At 72.5% G+C, this 23,317-nt stretch carries 19 protein-coding genes; 6 read left to right on the plus strand and 13 right to left on the minus strand.

What is annotated here, in order from left to right; translation table 11 throughout:
- Positions 1-68: 68 nt before the first annotated feature.
- A complete protein-coding gene (locus ACZ7J0_RS26060; RefSeq protein ID WP_470891240.1) occupies positions 69-1,220 on the minus strand; it encodes an acyl-CoA dehydrogenase family protein in 1,152 nt (383 codons plus the stop codon).
- Between the two features lie 120 nt (positions 1,221-1,340).
- Here ACZ7J0_RS26060 and ACZ7J0_RS26065 point away from each other — a divergent pair, with 120 nt between their 5' ends.
- The 3 genes from ACZ7J0_RS26065 to ACZ7J0_RS26075 are packed head-to-tail and all read left to right on the plus strand — an operon-like array spanning position 1,341 to position 3,719.
- Positions 1,341-1,988, plus strand: a complete 648-nt coding sequence (locus tag ACZ7J0_RS26065) for a TetR/AcrR family transcriptional regulator (protein WP_470891241.1) — start codon at positions 1,341-1,343, stop codon at positions 1,986-1,988.
- Between the two features lie 46 nt (positions 1,989-2,034).
- The gene (locus ACZ7J0_RS26070; protein ID WP_470891243.1) at positions 2,035-2,730 is read left to right on the plus strand and encodes an ArsR/SmtB family transcription factor; all 696 of its coding nucleotides are present in this window, start codon (positions 2,035-2,037) and stop codon (positions 2,728-2,730) included.
- Between the two features lie 32 nt (positions 2,731-2,762).
- A complete protein-coding gene (locus ACZ7J0_RS26075) occupies positions 2,763-3,719 on the plus strand; it encodes a DMT family transporter (RefSeq protein ID WP_470891245.1) in 957 nt (318 codons plus the stop codon).
- Here the strand turns inward: ACZ7J0_RS26075 and ACZ7J0_RS26080 are convergent.
- The 11 genes from ACZ7J0_RS26080 to ACZ7J0_RS26130 form a co-directional block, all read right to left on the minus strand.
- A complete protein-coding gene (locus ACZ7J0_RS26080) occupies positions 3,682-5,004 on the minus strand; it encodes an MFS transporter (RefSeq protein WP_470891246.1) in 1,323 nt (440 codons plus the stop codon). The genes ACZ7J0_RS26075 and ACZ7J0_RS26080 overlap by 38 nt on opposite strands.
- 247 nt (positions 5,005-5,251) lie before the next feature.
- Positions 5,252-6,331, minus strand: coding sequence for a Zn-dependent alcohol dehydrogenase (locus tag ACZ7J0_RS26085; protein WP_470891248.1), 1,080 nt, complete (start codon positions 6,329-6,331; stop codon positions 5,252-5,254).
- An 18-nt stretch (positions 6,332-6,349) separates the two neighbouring features.
- The gene (locus tag ACZ7J0_RS26090; RefSeq protein ID WP_470891250.1) at positions 6,350-7,741 is read right to left on the minus strand and encodes an aldehyde dehydrogenase family protein; all 1,392 of its coding nucleotides are present in this window, start codon (positions 7,739-7,741) and stop codon (positions 6,350-6,352) included.
- Between the two features lie 90 nt (positions 7,742-7,831).
- Positions 7,832-8,329: a DUF3574 domain-containing protein gene (locus ACZ7J0_RS26095; protein ID WP_470891252.1), complete on the minus strand. Its 498-nt coding sequence runs from the start codon at positions 8,327-8,329 to the stop codon at positions 7,832-7,834.
- 138 nt (positions 8,330-8,467) lie between these two features.
- Positions 8,468-9,700: an MFS transporter gene (locus ACZ7J0_RS26100; protein ID WP_470891254.1), complete on the minus strand. Its 1,233-nt coding sequence runs from the start codon at positions 9,698-9,700 to the stop codon at positions 8,468-8,470.
- Entirely contained in the window at positions 9,700-11,151 is a 1,452-nt protein-coding gene (locus tag ACZ7J0_RS26105; protein WP_470891256.1) for a CitMHS family transporter, read from the minus strand. The genes ACZ7J0_RS26100 and ACZ7J0_RS26105 overlap by 1 nt, the downstream gene beginning before the upstream one ends.
- Before the next feature lie 134 nt (positions 11,152-11,285).
- Positions 11,286-13,481, minus strand: coding sequence for a molybdopterin oxidoreductase family protein (locus ACZ7J0_RS26110; protein ID WP_470891258.1), 2,196 nt, complete (start codon positions 13,479-13,481; stop codon positions 11,286-11,288).
- A gap of 231 nt (positions 13,482-13,712) precedes the next feature.
- Complete coding sequence (locus tag ACZ7J0_RS26115; protein ID WP_470891260.1) at positions 13,713-14,453, minus strand: TetR/AcrR family transcriptional regulator; 741 nt, start codon at positions 14,451-14,453, stop codon at positions 13,713-13,715.
- A 27-nt stretch (positions 14,454-14,480) separates the two neighbouring features.
- The gene (locus tag ACZ7J0_RS26120; protein WP_470891410.1) at positions 14,481-15,815 is read right to left on the minus strand and encodes a hypothetical protein; all 1,335 of its coding nucleotides are present in this window, start codon (positions 15,813-15,815) and stop codon (positions 14,481-14,483) included.
- Between the two features lie 140 nt (positions 15,816-15,955).
- Positions 15,956-16,813, minus strand: coding sequence for a hypothetical protein (locus ACZ7J0_RS26125; RefSeq protein WP_470891261.1), 858 nt, complete (start codon positions 16,811-16,813; stop codon positions 15,956-15,958).
- A complete protein-coding gene (locus ACZ7J0_RS26130; RefSeq protein ID WP_470891263.1) occupies positions 16,810-19,026 on the minus strand; it encodes a right-handed parallel beta-helix repeat-containing protein in 2,217 nt (738 codons plus the stop codon). The genes ACZ7J0_RS26125 and ACZ7J0_RS26130 overlap by 4 nt, the downstream gene beginning before the upstream one ends.
- A 184-nt stretch (positions 19,027-19,210) precedes the next feature.
- Here ACZ7J0_RS26130 and hmgA point away from each other — a divergent pair, with 184 nt between their 5' ends.
- From hmgA to ACZ7J0_RS26145, 3 genes are read left to right on the plus strand one after another with little or no spacing between them, the layout of a single operon-like run.
- Positions 19,211-20,581 carry a homogentisate 1,2-dioxygenase gene (gene hmgA / locus ACZ7J0_RS26135; RefSeq protein ID WP_470891265.1) on the plus strand — a complete coding sequence of 457 codons (1,371 nt, stop codon included), beginning with the start codon at positions 19,211-19,213 and terminating at the stop codon, positions 20,579-20,581.
- 30 nt (positions 20,582-20,611) lie between these two features.
- Positions 20,612-21,361, plus strand: a complete 750-nt coding sequence (locus tag ACZ7J0_RS26140; protein ID WP_470891267.1) for a GntR family transcriptional regulator — start codon at positions 20,612-20,614, stop codon at positions 21,359-21,361.
- 27 nt (positions 21,362-21,388) lie between these two features.
- On the plus strand, positions 21,389-22,576 hold the full coding sequence (locus ACZ7J0_RS26145; protein ID WP_470891269.1) for a type ISP restriction/modification enzyme: 1,188 nt from the start codon (positions 21,389-21,391) through the stop codon (positions 22,574-22,576).
- Here ACZ7J0_RS26145 and ACZ7J0_RS26150 read toward each other — a convergent pair.
- Positions 22,558-23,289 (minus strand): TetR/AcrR family transcriptional regulator, encoded by a 732-nt coding sequence (locus tag ACZ7J0_RS26150; RefSeq protein ID WP_470891271.1) that lies wholly within the window; start codon positions 23,287-23,289, stop codon positions 22,558-22,560. The genes ACZ7J0_RS26145 and ACZ7J0_RS26150 overlap by 19 nt on opposite strands.
- Positions 23,290-23,317: the final 28 nt, after the last annotated feature.

A 23,317-nucleotide genomic window follows, 5' to 3' on the forward strand; every position in this document is an offset into this window, starting at 1 on the left:
CAGCATCGGGGCCACCCACCTGCGGCCGTATCCGCCGACATACTCACTCACGTACTCAAGCAGGGTGCTCAGAACGCCGAAACCCCGGTCAGGGCACGGCCGATGATGAGCTTCTGGATCTGGCTGGTGCCTTCATAGAGGGTCATCACCCGTGCGTCGCGCAGCAGCTTGCCGACGGGGTACTCGTCGATGTAGCCGTAACCGCCGAAGACCTGCAGGGCGTTGTTGGCCGAGCGCACGGCGGCCTCGGAGGCGAAGAGCTTCGCCTTGGAGGCGGCGGTGGCGAACTCCGCGCCACGGTCGACGAGATCGGCGACCCGCCAGGTGAGCAGCCGCGCCGCGTCCACGTCGACGGCGATGTCACTGATCAACTCCTGGACCAGCTGGTAGTGGGCGATGGGCCTGCCGAACTGTTCGCGCTCGCCCGCGTAACGGACGGCCGCGTCCAGGGCGGCCCGGGCGATGCCGACACATCCCGCGGCGACCGACATCCTCCCCTTGGCGAGTGCGGACATCGCCAGCGAGAAGCCCTTGCCCTCGGGGCCGATCAGCGCCGACGCGGGGACCCGCACGTCCTCCAGGACCAGTTCGGCGGTGGCCTGGCCACGCAGGCCGAGCTTGCCGTGAATGGTGCGGCGGGTGAGGCCCGGCGTGTCGGTGGGGACGAGGAAAGCGGAGATGCCCTTGTGACCGGGCGTGTCGTTGGTGCGGGCGAAGAGCAGCACGACATCGGCCCAGGTGCCGTTGGTGATGAACATCTTCGAGCCGTTGATCACCCAGTCGCCGCCGTCCCGCAGGGCCCTGGTGGTGAGGTTTCCCGCGTCCGAGCCGGTGCCGGGTTCGGTCAGCCCGAAGCAGCCGATGGCCTCGCCGGCGGTGAGCCGGGGCAGCCAGGCCCGCTTCTGCTCCTCGTCGCCCCAGGTGGCGATGGTCTTGGCGACCAGACCGAGGGAGACGGAGACGATCCCGCGCACCGAGGAGTCACCGCGCCCGAGCTCCTCGGTGACCAGGCAGTACGCGAGATGGTCGCCGCCGGAGCCGCCATACTCCTCGGGAACGGTGAGGCCGAGGAAGCCCAGAGCGCCGAGCTTCTTCACGATCGACTTGTCGACGTTCTCAGCGCGGTCCCACTCCACGACATGGGGGGTGACCTCGCGGGCGACGAAGTCCTCGGCGAGCTGCCGTACGGCGGCCTGCTCCTCGCTCAGCTCCAGGTTCATCGGCCGACACCTCACTCCGGGATCGCTCCGGGATCACTCCCGGACCACTGACGGGACCACTCCGGGTTCGCTTTAATTAGCACTGCTAGTTTCTGCTGCGCAGGCCCTACTATGTGCGCCATGGCCCGACCGCGCAAGCCCCTCCTCAGCAGAGACCGCATCGTCCTGGCGGCAGCCGCGCTCGTGGACTCCGAGGGCCTCGACGCCGTCTCGACGCGTCGGCTCGCCGCGGAACTGGGCGTGAGCGGACCCTCCCTCTACAACCACTTCCGGACGAAGGACGAGATCCTCGAGGCGGTCGCCGACGCCGTCAGCGCACATGTCGATCTGTCGATGTTCGAGGAGGACGACGGGCGGGACTGGCGCACCGCGCTGCACGACTGGGCCATCTCCTACCGGGCCGCCCTCACCGACCACCCCAACATCGTTCCCGTCCTCGCCCGGGGCCCCGGGCGCCGGCCGGCCGGCCTGCGGGTGGCCGACGCGGTGTTCGGCGCGATGGTCCGCGCGGGGTGGCCGGCGGCCCAGGCCACCTACATCGGCGCGCTGATGCGGTACTTCATCACCGGCTCGGCCCTCGGCTCCTTCGCCGAGGGCTTCGTGGACGACGAATCGGCCTACGATCCGGCCGACTATCCGCACCTCGGGCAGGCCCATCTGCTCGCCGACCGCCGCCAGAAGGTCGACGAGGGAGCCTTCGAGACGGGGCTGCGGGCCTTGATCGACGGGCTGGCCGTGCAGTACGAGGCGGCCGCGCGCCGCCGGTAGCACGCTTCGGCCGCGGCCGAACTGTCCGTGCGCCATCCTGGACGGCATGGCATCCAGAGATCTCGCCGCCCTCGCGGCCCTCTTCGCGGACGAGACCCGCGCCGCCTTCTGCCTCGCCCTGCTGGACGGACGGGCCTGGACGGCCGGGGAGCTGGCGCGGCACGCGCGGGTCGCGCCCTCCACGGCCAGCGAACACCTCGGCAAGCTCGTCGCCGGAGGTCTGCTCGCCGAAGAACGGCAGGGCCGGCACCGGTATGTGCGACTGGCCGACGAACGCGTCGCGCACCTCGTGGAGGACCTCGCCGCCCAGGCAGGACCCGCCCGGCAGGACCCGCCGCGGTCGCTGCGGGCCGCGAGCGCCGGCAGCGCGATGGCCCGCGGGCGCACCTGTTACGACCACCTGGCGGGGCGGCTCGGCATCGCGATCACCGAGGCACTGACCGCGCGCGGGCTGCTGCGGCAGGACACCGGCTTCGCGTTGAGCGACCGGGGCGTGGGGTGGTTCGGGGACCTCGGCATCACGCTCGAGACGAAGGGGCGCCGGCCGGTCGCCCGGGGATGCCTCGACTGGACCGAGCGCAAGCCGCATCTGGGCGGGGTCGCCGGGGCGGCGCTGTGCCGGCACGTGCTGGACGCGGGGTGGTGCGTACGGATCGGCTCAGAGCGGGCCGTGAAGGTGACGCCGGACGGGGAGCGGGCCCTCGGTGACCTGCTGGGCATCGAGCCCGCGATATTGCGGTGAGCGCCGAAGCGTCCGGGACGTACGGTCGGGCCATGACGAACCCCTCCCCCTCCGGCCGCCGTTCACAGCGGCTCGCGCTCGCCGCCGCCGGTGTCACCGTCGTCCTGTGGGCCTCGGCCTTCGTGTCGATCCGCAGCGCCGGCGCGGCCTACTCTCCCGGGGCGCTCGCCCTCGGGCGGCTGCTGGCGGGTGCACTCGCCCTCGGAGCCGTTCTGCTGATCCGCCGCGAAGGGCTGCCGCCCCGCGCCGCGTGGCGCGGGATCGCCGTGTCGGGGGTGCTGTGGTTCGGCGTCTACATGGTCGTCCTCAACTGGGGCGAGCAGGAGGTCGACGCGGGGACGGCGGCGATGGTCGTGAACATCGGGCCCGTCCTGATCGCGCTGCTCGGGTCCCGGCTGCTCGGGGAAACCCTGCCGCCCCGGCTGGTCGCCGGAATGGCCGTCTCGTTCGCCGGCGCGGTCGCGGTGGGGCTGTCCATGTCGGGCGCGGGCCACGCCTCGGTGCTCGGGGTGCTGCTCTGCCTGCTCGCGGCCGTCGCCTACGCGGGAGGGGTCGTCGGGCAGAAGCCGGCGCTGGCCCACGCGAGCGCGCTGCAGGTGACGACGTTCGGATGTCTGGTGGGCGCGGTGGTGTGCCTGCCGTTCGCCGGGCAGTTGGCCGACGAGGCGGCCCGCGCGCCGCTGTCGGCGACGCTCAACATGGTGTATCTGGGCGTGTTCCCGACGGCGCTGGCGTTCACGACCTGGGCCTACGCCCTGGCCCGGACGACCGCCGGCCGGATGGGCGCGACGACCTACGCGGTGCCCGCCCTGGTGGTGCTGATGTCCTGGGTCGTGCTGGACGAACTGCCGGGGCTCCTCACGCTCGGCGGCGGCGCGCTCTGCCTGGCGGGCGTGGCGGTCTCCCGCTCCCGGACGCGGACCGTGCGCGCGACCGGGAGCGGGGAGCCGGTCAGCTCCGGGCGGCAGCCCGGGAAGCCAGGATCCTGATGGAGATCAGCGCGATCACCCCGAGACCGATGATGTAGCCGGAGACGGCCATCGACGTGCCGGTCGCCTCCAGGAGCAGCACCATCACGAAGGGCGCCAGGCCGCCGCCGAACACGGCGGCGATCTGGTAGCCGAGGGACGCCCCGGTGTAGCGCATCTCGGCGGTGAACAGTTCGGCGAACAGCGCCGCCTGCGGGCCGTACATGATGCTGAGGAAACAGCTGGTGACGAACGTACCGACGGCCAGCCACAGCAGGGACTTGGTGTCGATCAGCAGGAAGAGCGGGATCGCCCAGAGGACGAGTCCGGCCGCGCCCAGCGCGTAGATCCGCAGCCGTCCGATGCGGTCGGAGAGCGCGGCTGACGCGGGGATCAACACCAGCTGGGTGAGGCTGACACAGAGGGACACGGTGAGGACCGCGCTGCGCTTCATGTCCAGTTCGCGGGTCGCGTAGTCCAGGACGCCGGTGATGATGATGTAGAAGGTGGCGGTGTTGACGGCGAAGGAGCCGCCCGCCAGGAAGACCGTGCCCAGGTGGTGGCGGAGGATCGTCCGCAGCGGGGAGGTGCGCTCGCCCTTCTCCCGCTCGGCCAGGGCTCGTTCCGCCTCGCGGAACTCGGGGGTCTCCTCGACCCGGGTGTGGATGTACCAGGCGAGGCCGAGGACGAGGAAGCCGACGAAGAAGGGCACCCGCCAGCCCCAGGTGGCGAACGCGCTCTCGCTGGTGGTGGCCCCGGCGACCAGGAAGACGGTGTTGGCGGTCACCACACCGATGGGGACGCCGAGTTGGACGAGGCTGCCGTACAGCCCGCGCTTGCCCTCGGGGGCGTACTCGGTGGCCATGAGCATCGCGCCGCCCCACTGGGCGCCGACCGCGAGGCCCTGGACGACGCGGAGCAGTACGAGCAGGACCGGCGCGGCGACGCCGATCGTCTCGTACGTGGGGAGCAGGCCGATTCCGGCGGTGGCGAGGCCCATCAGGGTCAGCGCGAGGACCAGCATCGGCTTGCGGCCGCGCCGGTCGCCGAGGTGACCGGCGATGATCCCGCCGACGGGGCGGGCGAGGAAGCCGACGGCGAAGGTCGCGAAGGCGGCGAGGACCCCCGCCGACGAGCTGCCGGACGGGAAGTAGAGGTCGCCCAGAACGAGGGCGGCGGCGATGCCGAAGACGAAGTAGTCGTACCACTCGACTGCGGAGGCGAGGGCGGCCGCGGTGGCCACCCGTCGGCGGTGCCGGTCGGTGGGGGCGGAGGCGGCGAGAGCGGGAGGGGGTGCCGTGTCCATGGGGTGCACACTCCGATGGGTGCCGGGGGACGAGGGGTTTCGAGGGGGGCGGCTCCGAGATGTGCCGGGAACGTACCGACCAGCCGGTACGTCGGTCAACGGGTTGGGCGGAGGAGTTTTGCGCCCGCTCATGACATGGGGCCGCCGGGACGCGGGCAGCACGAACACCCCGGCCGCGCGCGGCGGCCGGGGTGCTGCGGGTGGCTCTCAGCCGGGAAAGACCCGGTCAGGAGGGACTCGACACTCCCTAGAAGATCACCAGGGCCCGGCCCCCCTTGCCGGCGAGCATGTTGTCGAAGGCTCCGGGGATCCCTTCGAGGGTGATCCGCTCGGTGACGAGGGAGCCGAGGTCGAGGCGTCCGGCCCGGATGTGCTCGGCGAGCACGGGCAGGTCCTCGGCCGGGTTGGAGTTGCCGTAGACGCAGCCGGAGAGCGTGCGGCCCCAGTGGAAGATCTCCAGCGCGTTGAAGGAGACCTGCTGGTCCTTGCCGCCGATACCGACGACCGTGGTCCGGCCGCCGCGCCGGGTGGAGTCCCAGGCCGTACGGATGGTGGCGGCGCGGCCGACGCACTCGACGGCCACGTCGGCGCCCTGACCGCCGGTGAGCTTGCGGATCTCCTTGGCGGTCGTGTCGGAGGCGACGACGTACTCGGTGGCCCCGGCGGACCGGGCGAGAGCTTCCTTCTCGGGCGACACGTCGACCGCGATGACCGGGCCCGCGCCGGCGATACGGGCTGCCTGGAGCGTGGCGAGCCCCACTCCCCCGACGCCGAAGACGACGACCGACTCGCCGGCGCGGACGCGGGCGGAGTGGTGGATCGCGCCGTAACCGGTCAGGACCGCGCAGCCGAGCAGGGCCGCGTCCGTGAGGGGGACACCGTCCGGGACGGGCAGGACGCAGTTGGCCGCGACGACGGTCTCCTCCGCGAACGCGGCGACGTTCAGGCCGGGGTGGAGCTCGGTGCCGTCCTCGGTGACGGCGTAGACGTTGCCCGCGCCGGTCAGGGCGTGGGCGCAGAGCCACACCTCACCTATGGAGCAGTGGTGGCAGGAGCCGCAGGAGGGGGCCCAGTTGAGGACGACGCCGTCACCGGGGGCGACATGCGTGACGCCCTCGCCGACGGAGACGACCGTGCCGGCACCCTCGTGGCCGAGGACGGCGGGGACGGGCACCCGCATGGTGCCGTTGGACAGGGACAGGTCGGAGTGACAGACCCCGGCGGCGGCGAGGCGGACCCTCACCTGGCCGGGGCCGGGCTCCGGGAGTTCGATGCCGGTGATCTCCAGCGGAGATCCGACGGCGGGCAGGACAGCGGCGCGGACCACGGGCGTTGTTCTCCTGGCTCAGAACTGCAGGGACTTGGTCTGGAGGTACTCGGCGAGGCCATGCGGGCCGAGCTCGCGGCCGACGCCGGACTGCTTGTAACCACCGAAGGGCGCGAGCGGGTTGAAGCGGCCGCCGTTGATGTCGACCTGTCCCGCCTCCATCCGGCGGGCGAAGGCGACGGCCTCCTCCGGCTCGCCCCAGACCGCTCCCGCCAGCCCGTACACGGTGCCGTTGGCGATGGCGAGCGCGTCGTCCTCGTCCTCGTACTTCAGGAACGCGACGACCGGGCCGAAGATCTCCTCCTGGGCGATGGTCATCTGCGGGGTGACGTCCGCGAAGACCGTCGGGGAGACGTAGTAGCCCTTGTCGAGCGGGGGTTCGGCGCCGCCCGCGACGATCCGTGCGCCCTCCTCGACGCCCTTCCTGATGTAGCCGCGCACGCGCTCCAGCTGCTTCGCGTTGACCATCGGGCCGATGCGGTCGCCGGGGGTGTACTTCGCGACGGCGTCGGCCGCGAGGGCGACGGCCTCGTCGTACTGATCCTTGTGCACGAGCACCCGGGTCAGCGCGCTGCACCGCTGGCCCGCGTTGGACAGGGCGTTGGCCAGCCCGACCTCCACCGCCTTGGCCAGGTCGGCCGACGGCAGGATGACGTTGGCGGACTTGCCGCCCAGCTCCAGGGCGACGCGCTTGACGGCGGAGCCCGCGAGCGCGCCGATCCGCTTGCCCACGGCCGTCGAGCCGGTGAAGGAGACCAGGTCCACGCCGTCGTGCTCGGCGAGGGCCTGGCCCGCGACCGGTCCGAGTCCCGTCACGAGGTTGAACACCCCGGCGGGCAGACCCGCTTCGTGCACGGCCTCCGCGAAGAGCTGTGCGGTCAGCGGGGTGTCCTCGGCGGGCTTGAGGGCGACCGTGCAGCCGGCCGCGAGGGCGGGCGCCACCTTGGCCACGACCTGGTGCAGCGGGTAGTTCCAGGGCGTGATCGCGCCGACGACCCCGACCGGCTCCATCAGAACGGTGGAGTTGCCCAGCTTCTCCTCGAAGGGGTACGTGGCGGCCATGTCCGCGTACGTGCCGGTGACCACCACCGGAAGCCCGGCGTGCACCTGCTGGGCGAGCTGCTGGGGGGCACCCAGCTCCGCGGTGACCGTCTCGGCGATCTCCTCCTGGCGCCCGGCCAGGACGTCCCGAAGAGCGGCCAGCCTGGCTGCCCGCTCGGCGGGCGGGGTGGCTGCCCAGGCCGGGAAGGCGGCCCGGGCAGCCGATACGGCGTCGTCGACGTCCTCGGCGGAGCCGGCCGGAACATGGGCGATGACCTGCTCGTCCACCGGATTGACCACCGCGATGGTCCCGGTGCCGACGGCGGGACGCCATTCCCCGCCGATGTACATCGCGTCGTGGGCCTTCATCCGCATCTCCTTCTTACCGGCCGGTCGTCGTCGCACCCAAACTAGCGCTGATAGTTTTCTGGCGCCAGGGACCCAAGTGTCGCCTGGCGCTCAGAAGTCCGCCAACGTCGGCTCGTCGAGCCGCGCCACCGACTCCTGCGCGAAGGCCCGCTCGTAGGCGTCGCGGATGCGCTCGATCATCGGATCGCGCAGCCGCGCCTCGGTGGCGGGATACAGCAGGATCAGCTCGTACGAGCGCTCCCGCTCGATGGTGCCGTTCGCGTCCCGCCACTGTCCACGGCCGTCCTGCACAGTCAGACCACTGGGAAAACTGGGCGTTACCTCCTTGTCGACAAAGGCCATGAACTGCCGGTCGGTCACGTCCGGACCGCCGTCGGGCCGCTCGGTGCCGAAGAAGAGCCGGGTCTCCAGATAGGCCTTGCCGCGCACCTTCGCGTTCACGGCGGCGGCGGAGGCGGATCCGGCCGCCTGCTCGTCACCGAGGGTGGCGTACGCGGCGGGGGCACCGGCCACGAGCAGGACGGCGGCTGTGGCGCCTGCGATGCGGGCGCGGCTCCATGTCGGCTTGGCAAGGGTCGGCAGAGGCATGGGGGAGTCCCTTCGGTGGGAGGGGGGTCGGCGCCGATCACTCTGGCAGCCGGTCACCACGAAGGTGTGCGGAAACACCGGTTCCGGCCGAAACCCGCCGCTATCGCCTCCGGCGTCACGCCTGGTCCGGCCGCCGTCTCAGGGAGAGGGAGTGCCACGACCGGCTCGCGCCGTGGACCGGACGTCCGGTTCCGGCCGCTCACCGGCCGGACGTCCCGCGCCCGTGCGCCCCGCCCGTACCCCCAGTCCCGCCGCCATCACCAGCAGCGCCGACAGCATCACGAACGGCGCCGCCGTGCCCGCCGCCCCGGCCAGCAGGCCGGCCGAGGCGGGGGCCGCCACCTGACCGAGACGGTTGCCGGTGAGGCGCAGGGCGAGGGCGGTGGAGCGGGCGTCCGGCGGGGAGGCCTGGACGACCGTCGTCATGGACAGCGGCTGCCCGACGCCGAGGCAGAAGCCGAGCACCACCAGCATCACGGCGAGCGCCCACACGGGCACCGGCAGCGCGATGGCCGCGCACACCAGGCCGGCGAGCAGACAGGTGGTGGTGAGCAGCGCCGTGCGGCCCAGGAGCCGGATCATCGGGGTCATCACCAGCCGGCAGGCGATGGTGGCGGCGGCGCGCAGGCTCAGCAGCAGACCGACGGCGGCCGGGGCGATGCCCCGGTGTTCGCCGATCACCGGCAGATAGGCGGTGAGGATGTCGGTGGCGGAGAGCACGGCGAGGCTGATGAGGATCCCGGCCGGGACCCCTCGCGTACGGAGGATGCGGCGGACGGGGACCGTGGACCGGCCGGAGGCGTGCGTGACCGCGGCGGCCCGGTGCTCGATCGCCCAGAGCGCGGCGAACGAGAACGCGCAGACGCATGCCGAGACGATCAGGGCGCGACCGCTCGTGCGTGCCATGTCACCGCCGATGATGAGTCCCGCGGCCATGGGTCCGATCAGCTGGCCGAGGGATGCGCCGATGGTGAAGTGCCCGAAGTTGCGGTCCTGTTCGGCCGGGGACGACTGGCGGGCGACGATCGACTGCGCGCCGATCACGAAGCAGAGATGGCCGAGGCCCATCACTCCGCTCCAGGCCGCCATCGCGACGAGCGAGCCCGCCGTGCCGCTGAGGGCGCACCCGACCGCGATGAGCAGGACGCCGACGGCCAGGAGTGGGGCGCAGCGGCCGCGGTCCGTCCTGCGCCCGAGCGGGACGGCGGCGAACAGCGGCAGCAGGGCGTACACCCCGGCGATCACGCCGATCGCGCGCTCGTCGGCGCCGAGGGCGAGCGCGCGGTACGAGACGGCCGGACGCGCCATCGACACCGCCCCCTGCGCGAAGCTGAAGGCGATGACGAGGCGCAGAAGCCAGAGACGCTTCATCAGATGATGCCGAAGACGATTCCCGCTCCCAGGACCACGAGCGAGGTGAGCGCTGCCCACTTCACGGTGAACTTGGTGTGGTCGCCGAACTCGACCTTGGCCATGCCGACGAGCACGTACACGGCGGGGACGAGCGGCGACGACATGTGCAGGGCCTGACCGACGAGGGAGGCGCGGGCGATCTCCAGCGGGGAGACGCCGTGGGCGGCGCCCGCTTCAGCGAGGACGGGCAGGACGCCGAAGTAGAAACCGTCGTTGGACATGAAGTAGGTGAGCGGCAGGCTCAGCAGGCCGGTGACCAGGCCCATGTGCGGGCCCATTCCCTCGGGGATCGCGCCGACGAGCCAGTCGGCCATGTGCTTCACCATGCCGGTCCCGGTGAGGACCCCGGTGAAGACGGCGGCGGCGAAGACCATCCCCGCGACGTTGAGGACGTTGTCGGCGTGGGCGGCGACGCGGGCCTTCTGGTCGGCCATCCTCGGGTAGTTGACCGTGAGGGCGAGCGCCGCACCGAGGAGGAACAGCACCGGGATGGGCAGCAGTTCCATAATCATCGAGGCCAGCAGGGCGACGGTGAGCGCGGCGTTGAACCAGTACAGCTTGGGGCGCAGCGTGGGGCGGTTCGGGTCCAGACCCTGGAAGCCGCCCTCGCCCGAGGGGAACGCGGGGGCTTCGGAGGAGCCCGCGGCCGGCTGCGTACCGCCGGTCTCCCGGACCGCCGGGCCCGGGGTCCGGGTGCCGTCGGCCTCCCGGAGCGTCGCGGGGGTCTGCGTGCCGCCGCCGGCCTTCACCAGGACCGTCTCGGTCTCCGGCTCCAGGGCCCCGCCGAGGGTCAGATGGCCGATCCGCTTGCGCTCGCGCCGGCCGAGGACATACGCGAGGACGAAGACGAAGAGCAGTCCGACGCCGAGGGCCGGGATCATCGGGACGAAGATCTCGGAGGCGTCCAGCTTGAGGGCGGTGGCGGCGCGGGCGGTCGGGCCACCCCACGGCAGGGTGTTCATGACGCCGTTGGCCGTGGCGGCGACTCCTGTCATGACGACCAGGCTCATGCCGAGGCGCTTGTACAGGGGGTACATCGCCGAGACGGTGATCATGAAGGTGGTCGAGCCGTCGCCGTCCAGCGAGACGATGGCGGCGAGCACCGCCGTACCGACGACGACGCGCATCGGGTCGGCCTTGCAGAAGCGCAGGATTCCCCGGACGATCGGGTCGAAGAGACCGACATCGATCATCACACCGAAGTAGACGATGGCGAACATCAGCATCGCGGCGGTCGGCGCCAGATTGCCGACGCCTTCGAGGACGTAGTCGCCCAGCTTCGCGCCTTGTCCGACGAAGACACAGAAGAGGGCGGGGATGAGCACGAGCGCCGCGATCGGCGACATCTTCTTCATCATGATCAGAACCAGGAAGGTCGCGATCATGGCGAAGCCGAGGATGGTCAGCATGAGGGACACCTAACGTTCACCCTTGAACTCCCACCGGAGAGCTCCCACCGGTGCGGCGGTTCGGATGACGTTAGGTGCCTGACAAACGCGTTAACAAGATGTTGACGTGTGAGCAATACGAGCAAAACCCCAGGTCATCGCGCTGGCGCCACGTCGACGGGGAATCCGTTGAGCACGGCGGTGCCGGACAGCGGGTCGAGCAGCGAGCCGTCCAGGAGCTGGTTCACGTTGACGCCGGGGCGGGCGGCGGCCACCGAGAGACGGGTGCCGGGCCGGTCGTGTCCCCAGCCGTGCGGCAGGCTCACCACTCCGCTCCGGACGGCGTCGGTGACCTCCACCTCGACCTCCAGCTCTCCCCCGTCGGCCTTGATCCGCGCGGGCCTGCCGTCCTCGAGCCCGAGCCGGGTGGCGTCGTCGGGGTGGACCTGGAGGGTGCAGGTGTTGGAGCCGCCGGTGAGCGCGGGGACGTTGTGCAGCCAGCTGTTGTTGGACCGCAGATGGCGGCGGCCCACGAGGACGAGGGGCGCCGCCGGGCCCTCCAGGGCGCGCCGCAGCCGGGGCAGGTCGGCGGCGATCGGGGCGGGCAGCAGCTCGACCTTTCCACTGCGGGTCTTGAGCACCTGGCCGAGACGCGGCTTGAGCGGCCCGAGGTCGATTCCGTGCGGGCTGGCGATCAGATCGTCGAGGGCGAGGTCGTACGGGCCGAGGCGGAGCATCATGTCGAGGCGCCGCTCAGGGCCGCGCCCGGTCAGGGCGGCGGCGAGCTCCTTGGGGTTCTGGCCGTGGACCGGCGAGTGGGGCTCGGCGACGGCCTTGGCGAGGGCCCGGTGGATGACGAGGTCGTCGACCGCCGACGGATCGGCGCCGTGCATGCCCGCGACGGCGAGGATCAGCCGGGCATGGATCTCGCACTCGTCCATGCGTCCCTCTTCCAGAGGGACGGCGGGCGGGCTGTAGCGGGCCTGGTTGCGTACCGCGAAGGCGTTGAAGGCGAAGTCGAAGTGCGCGGACCGGGAGGGCGGCGGCGGGGGCAGCACGACGTCGGCGTGGCGCGAGGTCTCGTTGAGATAGGGATCGACGCTGACCATGAAGTCGATCCTCTCGGCGAGGGCCCTGTCGAGGCGGAGGCCGTCGGGGGCGGAGAGCACCGGATTGGCCGCGATCGCGATGACCGCGCGGATCCGGCCCTCGCCGTCCGTGTCGATCTCCTCGGCGAGGGCGGACATGGGGAGTTCTCCCTTGGCCTCGGGGTGGCCGGCGACGCGGCTCGTCCAGCGCCCGAGGTCGAATCCCTTGCCGGGGCCCGGCGGGCGGGGAGCCGGGGCGGTGGCGGAGAGCGGGAAGAGAGCGCCGCCGGGACGGTCGAGGTTGCCGGTCAGGACGTTGAGGACATCGACGAGCCAGTTGGCGAGCGTGCCGTACTCGACGGTGCTGCTGCCCATCCGGCCGTACACGGCGGCGGAGGGCGCGGCGGCGAGCTCACGGGCGATCGAGCGGATGTCGTCGGGGTCCATGTCGCAGGCCGGGGCGACCGCTTCGGGAGTGAAGTCCCGTACGGCCTCCCGTACTTCGTCCACACCCACCACCTGACCGGCGAGCGCGCCGAGGTCGGTGAGGTCCTCCTCGAAGAGGACCTGGGCGAGCGCGGCGAGGAGCAGGGCGTCGGCGCCGGGCCGGATGGCCACGTGCCGGTCGGCGAGCCGGGCGGTCCTGGTGCGGCGCGGATCGACGACGGTGAGGGTGCCGCCGCGCTTGCGGAGCGCCCTCAGCTTCCCGGGGAAGTCGGGCGCGGTGCACAGGCTGCCGTTGGACTCCAGCGGGTTGGCGCCGAGCATCAGGAGATGGGCCGTGCGGTCGAGATCCGGTACGGGGATGGCGTGGGCGTCGCCGAACAGCAGCCCGCTGGAGACGTGCTTGGGCATCTGGTCGAGGGTCGACGCGGTGAAGAGGCCGCGGGTGCGCACCATGCTGAGCAGCACGGGCGGGTAGAGGGCGCCGGCCATCGTGTGGACGTTGGGGTTGCCGAGGACGACCCCGACGGTGTTCGGGCCGTGCTCGGCGACGAGCGCCGGGATCCGGGCGGCGATGAGGTCGAACGCCTCGGCCCAGGTCGCCTCCCGCAGCTCGCCGTCCCTGCGGACGAGGGGGGCGGTGAGCCGGTCCGGGTCGGCGTCGACCTCGGCGAAGGAGGCTCCCTTGGGGCAGATGAAGCCTTCGCTGAAGACGTCGTCCCGGTCGCCGCGAGCGCCGGTGACACGGGTGCCGTCGAGGGTGAGGGTCAGTCCGCAGGTGGCTTCACAGAGCGGGCAGATGCGCAGGGCGTCGGACATGGGGCTCCCCTGGGGCGGCGGCGGTGACGCGCGGGCATCACCGAGCATACCGACCAGTAGGGATGGTGGGGAGGGGCGGCGGGGTACGGACTCGGGGCTCGGCTCCGGGCCGGGTCGGGGCTCGGGGTGGGGGCGGGGCCGGGTCGGGGCCGGGGGCGGGGGCTGGGTACGGATTCGAGGCTCGGCTCCGGGCCGGGTCGGGCTCGGGGTGGGGGCCGGTCGAGGGTGGGGTCAGTCGAGGGCGGGGGCGAGATAGGCGTGGAGGAGCTGGCGGGTCTCCGCGATGAGGGCCGGGTCGCCGGAAGGGTGGGCGCGGAAGGCGAGTTGGAGCAGCGCGTCGGTCGCCTCGACCGCCACCAGCACCTTGCGTCGAAGGACCTCGCCGGCGGTACTGCCCAGGTAGGTGGCCAGCAGGCCGCAGAGCCGGTCGACGACCAGACGGTTGGGGTCGTCGTCCTCGCCCTCGTCCGCGGGGAGCACGGGCTCCCCGACGGCTCCGGGGGCGGTCGGGCTGGTCGGGGCGGCGCTCGGGCTCGGGGCCGGCACCCCGAAGTCGACCAGGGCGAAGCCCGCGACCGTGCGCTTCATGGCGATGTACTCGTCCAGTACGGCGTCGATGGCGCCGTACGAATCCAGCGTGGCGACGGCCGCCAGACGCGCCGCGATGCGCTCGGCGTACCTGTCCAGGTTGCGGTGGGCGAGGGCGGCGGCCATGGCGCGCTTGTTGCCGAAGAAGCGGTAGACCGAGCCGATGGGGACCCCGGCCCGGACGGCGACGGCGCGGGTGCTCAGCTGCTCGTAGCCCACCTCGTCGAGCAGTTCGGCGCAGGCGTCGAGGATCCGGGCGAGACGCTCGGCGCTGCGCTGCTGGACGGGGCTGCGGCGCAGCGAACGCGGCACGGCGGCCTGCCGGGGCGCGGCAGGGTGCGGCGGGGCGGGGTCGGGCCGGTTGGGCTGGGGCACGGGGTCCATGATGCCGCTTCCGTCGGGCGGCGAGGATCAGGCGATGAGCAGTCCGATGCCGCCGAGGGTGTACGTGATCATCAGCGCGAACAGCGGGAGTTGCCCTGCGAGCGCCCGGGCGGGAGGAACGAGCCGCAGCGCGCGGTCGTGCGCGGCGACCACACCCATGACATGACCGGCGACCACGGCGGCGATCTGGAGAGCGGCGAGCCCGCCGGGGCTCAGCGGCGGCGCGGGCGCCTCGACGGGCGGGAGGGGACCGGCCGGGAGGGCGTTGTCAGTGGCGAGTGCCACCATGACGGTGCGTGGTCCTTCCGTCACGAAGAGGGTGAAGTAATGCGCGACGAGATAGCCGAGGGCGATCGGCACGAGTGAGTGGGCGAAGGCCTTGAGGGGATGGGTGACCTCGCGGGCCGCCAGGCGGACCGCGCCCGCGCAGAGGCAGTAGAGAGCCGCGACGAGGGCCACGGCGCCGAGCAGGCCGAGGGTGGCGGTCGGGGTGCGGCCGAGAGGTGAGGTCTGAAGGGTGGTGATCCAGGCAGGGGCGTCGGAGAAGCCGTCGTACGCGGTGGAACCGAGCAGGACGCAGAGGGAGGCGACGAGGCCGGGGGCGGCCGGCGTGGCGTCCAAGGAGTGGAAGGGGCTGCGCAGGACGAGGCGGCCGTCGTGTCGGCGGCCGAGGGGAGAGAGGCGGGCAATGAGGGTCGAGTAGACCTCGAAGGCGTCGGCGTGGGCGAACCAGGCCGCGCCGTGGCGGGCGGCGCCGGCGAGATGGACGGCCGCGAAGGCGGCGAAGAAGAGGAGAAGGGTGGTGGGCGACGCGGGGTCGGGGGCGACGAGTTCGATCCAGGTGAAGGCGAGCAGACCGGCGGCGGCCGGCCGGAGTCCCACATGTGGGGACAGGGGGCGGGGGTTCCTCGTCGGGCGGAGGGCGTGGAGCGCCCTCAGGGGGTTCAGCAGGCGCCACACAGGTCCGAGGAGCAGGGAGGCGGGGACGAGACCGACCCAGAGGAGGACGTAGACGGCCCCGGGCGCCGGATTGCGGTCCGCGTCGTCGGGACCCAGCAGGAGCGAGAGGAGCACGAGCAGGGCAGCGGTCAGGCCGAGCAGGCGCAGGGCGGTGCGGGTGGCGGGGGCATCGGCGAAGCGCTGGAGGGAGGCGGGGATCGGGTGGCCCGAGCGGTCGCCGTGGAAGCGGGACTCCGACCAGAGCAGGCCCAGAGCGAGGAAGGAGACGAAGAGCGCGGCGAACGCGCCGGCGAAGGCGTAGAAGAGCGGGACGGGGAGGTCGTGCTGGGCACCGACCCCATGCGCCAGGGGCGTGGGGAAGAGGGACGACGTCGCGGCGGCGGGGGTTGGCCTCGGGGGCATGGGGGCGAGGGCCGCGGGGGCGAGGCCAGGAAGGGGCAGTGCGGGGAGGGACAGGGTGGGGAGGGACAGGGCGGGGACGGACGGGGTGGGGACGGACGGGGTGGGGTGGGACAGGAACACGGCCGGGAGGGCGAGGGCGGTCATCGGACGGCGAGTTGGGTGAGGACGAGGCCGGAGTCGTGGGTCTCCACCTCGAAGAGCCCGGCGCGGTCCACGGTGAGGGTCAGGGTGACGGGGCGTCCGGCGGGCAGTGGCACGGTCTTGTCGTAGCCGTGCACATGGAGGGTGTCGGCGCGGTCGCTGGTCACCCGCAGGGCGACGCGCGCGCCCTTCCTCAACTCGACTCGGCCGACCGGCGGTTGGACATGGCCACCGCTGACACTGATGTCGAGGGTGCGTTCGGGGGCGCCCTCCGGGGCGGGCGGGGAGGGAGCCGGCTCGGGGGCGCGGGTGGGGGCATGGGGGTGACCGGCAGAGCCCGGCCGGCTGGTGAGCCTCGCCGTGGTCTCGACCGGCTTGCCCGCGACGGCCCAGGCCGTGTGGTCGTCGGCGTGGAGGCGCACCGTGAGGACATGGGCACCCGGGGGCACGGCGCTCGCGGGCAGATGGTGCCAGGGGCCGTAGAGGCGGGCGATCTTGCGGCCGTCGAGGAGGAGGTGGGCATGGCCGCGGCCGAGGAGGGCGGCGCCGCCCACGCTTTCGGGGGTGAAACGGAAGCGCTCCACGGCCAGTTGGAGGTTCCACCCGTCCTCCGGGTCGGGCCGGGCGATGAGACGCACGGCAGGGGCGCCCTCGGCCGCTACGTCCCGGAGCCGGTGGCCGGACTCGTCCTTCGCGTCCAGCAGCCTCCCGGCAGCCCCGGTCGCCTGCTCGTGGCCCGTGCCAGGCCGGTGGTGTGTGGTGGGCCGCCCGCCGCAGCCCGCCGCGCCGAGCAGGACGAGCGCGACGGCGAGCGCGCCCACCGTCCGGCGCCCGGCCGCGCCGCGACCGGGCCTCACGCCGCCCCCTCGCCGCCGGCGCCGCCTTCGCTGCCTGCTCTGTCTTCTCCGCCCGCCGCTCGGGAAGCCTCTCCGGAACCACCTGCGGAGACGCCTGCGGAGCCGCCTGCCGAGCCGCTCCGGCCCGCGAGCGCGGCGGCTTCATCGGGGTGGTCCGCCGCGTCCGGTGACCGGTGGACGGGATCCGGCCCGCCTTCGGCCCCCGTGCGCCCGGACGCCGCCACCACCGCCCAGAGGACCCATGCCACCGCGAGCAGCGTCCTCGCCCACGCCGGGCCGAGCGGGATCCAGGGAATCATCAGGACCGCCTTGTCGAAGGCGTCGAGGAGAGTGAGGGCGGCGAGCGTCAGGGTGGCCCACGCGAAGGCGGGGCGCGCGGGCCGCAGGGCCAGGCCGATTCCGGTCCACCAGGCGCCGAGGAGGAGCAGGGCGAGGGCGGGGACGTACCCGGACGACAGGCCGGTGGTCGACCCGGCGACGTCGAGTACGAGACCGAGCGCACCCAGCGCGGTCGCGACGGCCGCGAGCCGGCTGCCGCGCAGACGACGCCACCACAGGGCGCCGCCCACCAGGGCGAGTACCGCAGCGACGGCCAGGGCGAGCTGGGTCTCGACGCGTTCGATGCCCCGGGCGCCGTACCAGTCGCAGCCGGCCGGGAGGCGTCGGGCCTGGACGTTGTAGTCGGCGCAGACGAGGAGTTGGGCGAGCTTGACCGGTTCCCCCGCCAGCCGGTCGGAACCGCCCGAGACCTCGCCGCGCCGGGCGCCGCAGGTGGGCAGGGTCCGGGGCGAGGAGGGGCCGGTGCCGGACTGCCAGCAGTTGCCGCCACCCTGTCCGTCCCACCAGACGTCGGTGCGGTTGGGGCGCGCCGCTCCGGATCTGTCGACGCCGAGGTGGTTTCCGGCGTACCGGTTGTGGTGCGAGGTGTCGGCCTGCTTGGACCAGGCGGACTCACCGCGGATGAAGGCGGGGACGGCGCTCAGGTAGAAGCCGGTGCGCCGGTGCCCGTACACCCAGTTGTTCTCGTAGAGGTTCCAGTTGCCACCGGCGGTGATGATGCCGGTGCCGGGTGGCATGGAGATCTGCGGGCAGACGACGCCCTGTTCGTAGCCGCGCTCGATCGGCGGCTTGGCGCAGGTGCCGTCGGCGACATGGCGGTAGTAGTTCTCGTTGTTGTCGTGGATCAGGTTCCGCTCGAACCGGGCGTGGTTCTGCGGGAGTCCGGGGTGGCCGGGGAAGGCGCTGTCCATGGAGGCGCCGCCCATGTTGTGGTCGAACTCGTTGTCGTGGACGAGGACGGAGTCGCCCGCGGTCCCGGAGTAGCCCACCATGTTGTGGTGGCTGCGACAGCCGGTGATCTCGATGGAGTAGCGGGGGACGTCGTAACCACGGCCGTTGTTGATGTCGGAGGCGCTGCCGGGGTAGATGCCGGAGTCGCCGTTGCCGTACGACTCGCAGTTCTTGTACAGGCCGTGATCACTGGCGAAGGTGAGGAAGCCGTACTCGTCGTTCCACCGGGTGAGCACGTCGTCGATGACGAAGCCGTCCCCGGCCAGCACGTACAGCGAGTTGAAGGTGGTGCGCTGGGCGGTGAAGTTGCGGAAGTAGATGCCGTCGGACTCGTCCGCGCGGATGGCGTTCAGCTTCTGGTACTTGGCGTCGAAGACGACGTCCGTGCGTGCCGCGCCCGTCCCCTCGATCTGGAGGTTCTTCTTGCCGAGGATGGCGACGAGGTTCTGGTTGTGCGGGCAGCGCTTCTGCTGCTCGTAGCTGAGGATCTGGTAGCCGAGTGCGGAGTTGGACGCCTTCAGGCGGGCGCAGGCGCCGGCCGGGGCGGGGAGTGAGGGTTCCTCCTCGTACAGCCCCGGCAGGACGGCGATGGTCATGCCGGGCCGGTCGACGGCGTCGACGGCCTGCTGCAGATGGCGGTGGCCCTCGCGCAGACAGCGGGCGAAGAGGGCGAGGTTGCGGGCGCGCAGGGCGTCCGGGTAGCCGGAGACCCGGCGTTCGAAGGCCGCCCGGTCGGTCTTGCAGACGAGGAGGTCCGGCTCCCCGGTGCGCAGGACCGGGACGCTGCCGGAGCCGTCGGGGAAGGTGACGGGGCGTTCCTCGTGGGCCCGGGCCGCGGGTGCGGCGGCGAGCGCGGCGAGGAGGGCGGCGGCGAGCGCCGGGAGCACGACCTGGATCCAGCGGGTCCACAGACTGCGCGACATGGCGTGAGAGTAGAGCAATGTTCATCTTTTGGAACCCCTCGCGCACGGGATTCGTCCGAGGGACGGTCCGCGTCCCCCGTCACCTCGGTCAAAGGTCCCGTTGACGTGAGCCGCGCGGAATCCTACGGTCATGCATAGGATTCAGTCAGGGTGCAAGGACAGGGCGCGAGGACAGGAGCGGGCGATGAACACCGACCAGGCAGCCACGGACCGGGCAACGGACGACAGAGCGGCGACCGAGCAGGCGAGAAAGACGGCCGAGGCACTGGCGTACCACTCGGGGTTCGGCAATGAGCACAGCTCGGAGGCCGTCCCCGGCGCCCTGCCGCACGGCCGCAACTCTCCGCAGCGCGCACCGCTCGGCCTGTACGCGGAGCAGCTGAGCGGCACGGCCTTCACCGAGCCGCGCGCCCACAACCGCCGCTCCTGGCTGTACCGGATCCGCCCGTCGGCGGCCCATCCGCCGTTCGTACGGATCGACAACGGCGCGGTCCGCAGCGCCCCCTTCACCGAGACGGTCCCCGACCCCAACCGCCTGCGCTGGAACCCGCTGCCCGAGCCCGCGCCCGGCACCGACTTCCTCGCGGGCCTGTGGACCCTCGGCGGCAACGGCGACGTGACGCAGCGCGCGGGCATGGCCGTGCACCTCTACCACGCCAACTCCTCCATGACCCGCCGGGTGTTCAGCGACGCCGACGGCGAGCTGCTGATCGTCCCCGAACACGGCGGCCTGCTGCTCCGCACCGAGCTGGGCATCCTCGCCGCGCGCCCCGGCGAGGTGGCGCTCATTCCGCGCGGTGTCCGCTTCCGCGTCGAGCTGCTCGACGAGAGCGCCCGCGGCTATGTCTGCGAGAACTACGGGCAGCCGTTCCAGCTCCCCGACCTCGGCCCGATCGGCGCCAACGGACTGGCCAACGCCCGCGACTTCCGCGCCCCGGTCGCCGCGTACGAGGACGTCGAGGGCCCGGTGGAGGTGGTCAACAAGTACTGCGGGAACCTCTGGGCCGCGACCTACGACCACTCGCCGCTCGATGTGGTCGCCTGGCACGGCAACCACACCCCCTACGTCTACGACCTGCGCACCTTCAATGTCATCGGCTCGATCAGCTATGACCACCCGGACCCGTCGATCTTCACGGTGCTGACCTCGCCGTCCGACACCCCCGGCCTCGCGGGCGTCGACTTCGTGGTCTTCGCGCCGCGCTGGCTGGTGGGCGAGGACACCTTCCGGCCGCCGTACTTCCACCGCAATGTGATGAGCGAGTACATGGGTCTGATCGAGGGCGCGTACGACGCGAAGACGGCCGGCGAGGGAGGCTTCGTCCCGGGCGGGGGGTCGCTCCACAACATGATGTCCGCGCACGGCCCGGACCGGGAGACGTTCGACCGGGCCAGCGCCGCCGAACTGAAGCCGCAGAAGATCGACGACGGCCTCGCCTTCATGTTCGAGACCCGTTGGCCGGTGACGGCGACCGGGCAGGCGGCGGGCGCCGCCCATCTGCAGAGCGGGTACGACGACGTATGGCAAGGTCTGGAGCGCCACTTCCGGCCGTAGTGACGTAGTACGGACGTACGGAGAAAAGCCGTGACCGCCTTCGCCCCCGACTCGCTGGTCCTGAACCGCAAACTGCCGCTCTGGTATCAGGTCTCGCAGTCGCTGCGCGCCTCGATACTGGGCCGGACGCCCGACGCCTCGCTGCGGCTGCCCACCGAGGAGCAGCTCGCCGCGCACTACGGCGTGAGCGTGCTCACGATGCGCCAGGCCCTCAAGGAGCTGGAGGAGGAGGGCCTGATCAGCAGGCACAGGCGGCGCGGCACGTTCATCGAGCCGGGCGCCCGGCGCAGCGCCCCGCGCCGGCTGCTCGGTTCGATCGACGCGATCGTGGCCCAGCAGTCGGGCGAGGCGACCACGGTGCTCGGCCATGGCACCGAGCGGGTGCCGGGCGAGCTGGCCGAGTACTTTCCGGGGCAGTCGGAGGTGGTCGCGTACCGGCGGCTGCGCTGTGACGGGGAGACCGGCGAGCCCACCAACTGGGCGGAGAACGCGGTGCGCCCGGATGTGGCGGCCGGTCTCGATCCCGCCGATCTGGAGCGCTGGCCCATGACGAAGGTGCTGCGCGACCTGATGGGGGTGCGGATCAGCCGGATCACGGACACGGTGGAGGCGCGGCTCGCGGACCCCGAGACTGCGGCGCTGCTGGAGGTGCCGCTGCTCTCGCCGATCCTGCACTACACGGGTGTGACGTACGACGAGGTGGGGCGGGTCGTGGACGTGGCCCGGATCCGGTACCGGGGCGACCGGTTCTCCTTCACGGTCACGGTGGAGGCCGACTGAGACCGGCCCCTGCCACCGGTCACTAGCATGCCTGCCGTGAGAGAAGACGTGCCCGAGCTGCCGCTGCTCGACGACCTCATGCCCTGGTCCGTGGCGCCGCTGCGGCTGGGGCGGTCGTGGATCCTCGCCCCCGACGTCCGTACCCTGCGGGCCCGCTGGGAGGCTCTCGTACGGGCGGGGAGCGGCGAGCGGGAAGCGCTGTTCCGGCCGACGCGGGCGCGCACACCGCACAGCTCGGTGGCGGCGCTGCCCGGGCAGCCGACGGGGACGGGACGGTTCGCCCGGGAGCCGGGGCCGTTTCCGGAGCCCGTACGCCTGGCCCACGGCCCGTTCGACGAGCAGTGGCTGATCCCGGACCACCGGCTCATCGACGTCGCCCGGCCCGAGGTGTGGCGGGTGGCCGACCGTCATCAGCTCTTCGCCGTGGAGCAGGGGCGTGTGCCCGGGGCGGACGGGCCGGCCCTGCTGGTCTGCGGCGTGCTGCCGGCCGGCCGTCCCGGGCGCATCCGTCCGCTGTACCGGCGCCCGGGAGGCCTCGAGCCGAATCTCGCGCCGGGTCTGCTGGACCTGCTGAGTGAGCGGTACGGCGGCGAGGTCACCGCCGGGCAGTGGTTCGCGTGGGCCGTGGCTGCCGCCCGGCCGTCCGCCTCCGGCTGCGCGGTGCCACTGGCCGCCGACTCCTCCACATGGGAGGAGGGAGTCGAACTGGGGCGGCGGATCACCGACATCCAGCTGCGCGGGGCCCGGGGCGGAGAGCGGCCCCGGCTGCCCGGCGGCCGCCGCCCCTACGTGCGCGCGGCGATCCCCGACCGGCCGGCGGAGATCGCGTACGACCCCGACGAGGAGGCGCTGCTGATCGGCGGGGGCCGGATCTCTCCGGTTCCGGCGGGGGCCTGGGAGTTCCAGGTCGGCGGCGCCGGGGTGCTGCGCACCTGGTTCGACCGGCGCACCGCCCCGCCGGACGGGGGCGGCCTCGAGGCGATCGGCCCGGCCGCGTGGCCCCAGGAGTGGACCTCGGAGCTGCTGGAGCTGATCAGCGTGCTGGCCCTGCTCGCGGAACTGCGGCCGCGCCAGGACGGGTTGACGGATTCCGGCATCACCCGGGAGGAGCTACGGGCCGCGGGCGTGCTGCCGGTTCCGTCGTCGGCCCGCCGCCCGGCCTCCGTCCTCGACCACCACGAAGAGGGCCCCGAGGGTCAGTTCGCGCTGCTCTGACCGGGCTGGAAGGAGTCGATCACCCGCCGCAGGGTGCGTTCGAACACCTCGTCGGCATCGACCGGCCCGGCACCCGCCGCCCCCAGCACGGCCGCCAGCCTCGGGTACGCGGCGCTCGTCACCTGACGCTTGAGATAGGCGGCGCGCACGGCCTGCTCCTGCTCCGGCGACCAGGGCAGCGAGCGGGCGCGCTCGGCGAGGGCGATCTCACCGGAGACGGTGGTCATCACGGTGCCGTTGACGTTCGCGATCAGCTCCAGCTTGGTGCCGCCCGGGAGGTCGAGGCCGTCCAGGCAGCTGAGGCCGTACTCCAGATAGCGCAGGACGTTGGGGCCGAAGGCGTACGCGCCGGACATCAGCCGGATCACCCAGGGATGCCGGTGCAGGATCGCGCGGGTCTGACGGGCGAGGTCGAGCATGTCGGAGCGCCAGTCGCCGCTGGGCCGCTCCGGGAAGACGTATTCGCCGCCGACCTCGTCGACCATCAGCTCGTAGAGGTCCTCCTTGCGCGGCACATAGTTGTAGAGCGACATGGTGCCGCAGCCCAGTTCTGCCGCGAGGCGCCGCATGGAGGCGGCTTCGATGCCGTCGGCGTCCGCGACGCGCACGGCCGCCGCCGCGATGTCAGCCCGGCTGTACGCCGGTTTCGGGCCGCGGCCCGCGCGCTCGGGGCGCGCCCAGATCACTTCCGGTTCGGCCGCTCGGCCCGTCATGGCTCATCACCTCGCCCCCATCCTAGTT

This window comes from Streptomyces sp. NPDC038280 (genome assembly GCF_055600045.1).

Bases quoted from the DNA above. Each gene is read 5' to 3' on its own strand.
- ACZ7J0_RS26060 (WP_470891240.1), bottom strand. From the start codon at position 1,220: ATGAACCTGGAGCTGAGCGAGGAGCAGGCCGCCGTACGGCAGCTCGCC.
- ACZ7J0_RS26065 (WP_470891241.1), top strand. From the start codon at position 1,341: ATGGCCCGACCGCGCAAGCCCCTCCTCAGCAGAGACCGCATCGTCCTG.
- ACZ7J0_RS26070 (WP_470891243.1), top strand. From the start codon at position 2,035: ATGGCATCCAGAGATCTCGCCGCCCTCGCGGCCCTCTTCGCGGACGAG.
- ACZ7J0_RS26075 (WP_470891245.1), top strand. From the start codon at position 2,763: ATGACGAACCCCTCCCCCTCCGGCCGCCGTTCACAGCGGCTCGCGCTC.
- ACZ7J0_RS26080 (WP_470891246.1), bottom strand. From the start codon at position 5,004: ATGGACACGGCACCCCCTCCCGCTCTCGCCGCCTCCGCCCCCACCGAC.
- ACZ7J0_RS26090 (WP_470891250.1), bottom strand. From the start codon at position 7,741: ATGAAGGCCCACGACGCGATGTACATCGGCGGGGAATGGCGTCCCGCC.
- ACZ7J0_RS26095 (WP_470891252.1), bottom strand. From the start codon at position 8,329: ATGCCTCTGCCGACCCTTGCCAAGCCGACATGGAGCCGCGCCCGCATC.
- ACZ7J0_RS26100 (WP_470891254.1), bottom strand. From the start codon at position 9,700: ATGAAGCGTCTCTGGCTTCTGCGCCTCGTCATCGCCTTCAGCTTCGCG.
- ACZ7J0_RS26105 (WP_470891256.1), bottom strand. From the start codon at position 11,151: ATGCTGACCATCCTCGGCTTCGCCATGATCGCGACCTTCCTGGTTCTG.
- ACZ7J0_RS26110 (WP_470891258.1), bottom strand. From the start codon at position 13,481: ATGTCCGACGCCCTGCGCATCTGCCCGCTCTGTGAAGCCACCTGCGGA.
- ACZ7J0_RS26115 (WP_470891260.1), bottom strand. From the start codon at position 14,453: ATGGACCCCGTGCCCCAGCCCAACCGGCCCGACCCCGCCCCGCCGCAC.
- ACZ7J0_RS26120 (WP_470891410.1), bottom strand. From the start codon at position 15,815: ATGCCCCCGAGGCCAACCCCCGCCGCCGCGACGTCGTCCCTCTTCCCC.
- ACZ7J0_RS26130 (WP_470891263.1), bottom strand. From the start codon at position 19,026: ATGTCGCGCAGTCTGTGGACCCGCTGGATCCAGGTCGTGCTCCCGGCG.
- hmgA (WP_470891265.1), top strand. From the start codon at position 19,211: ATGAACACCGACCAGGCAGCCACGGACCGGGCAACGGACGACAGAGCG.
- ACZ7J0_RS26145 (WP_470891269.1), top strand. From the start codon at position 21,389: ATGCCTGCCGTGAGAGAAGACGTGCCCGAGCTGCCGCTGCTCGACGAC.
- ACZ7J0_RS26150 (WP_470891271.1), bottom strand. From the start codon at position 23,289: ATGACGGGCCGAGCGGCCGAACCGGAAGTGATCTGGGCGCGCCCCGAG.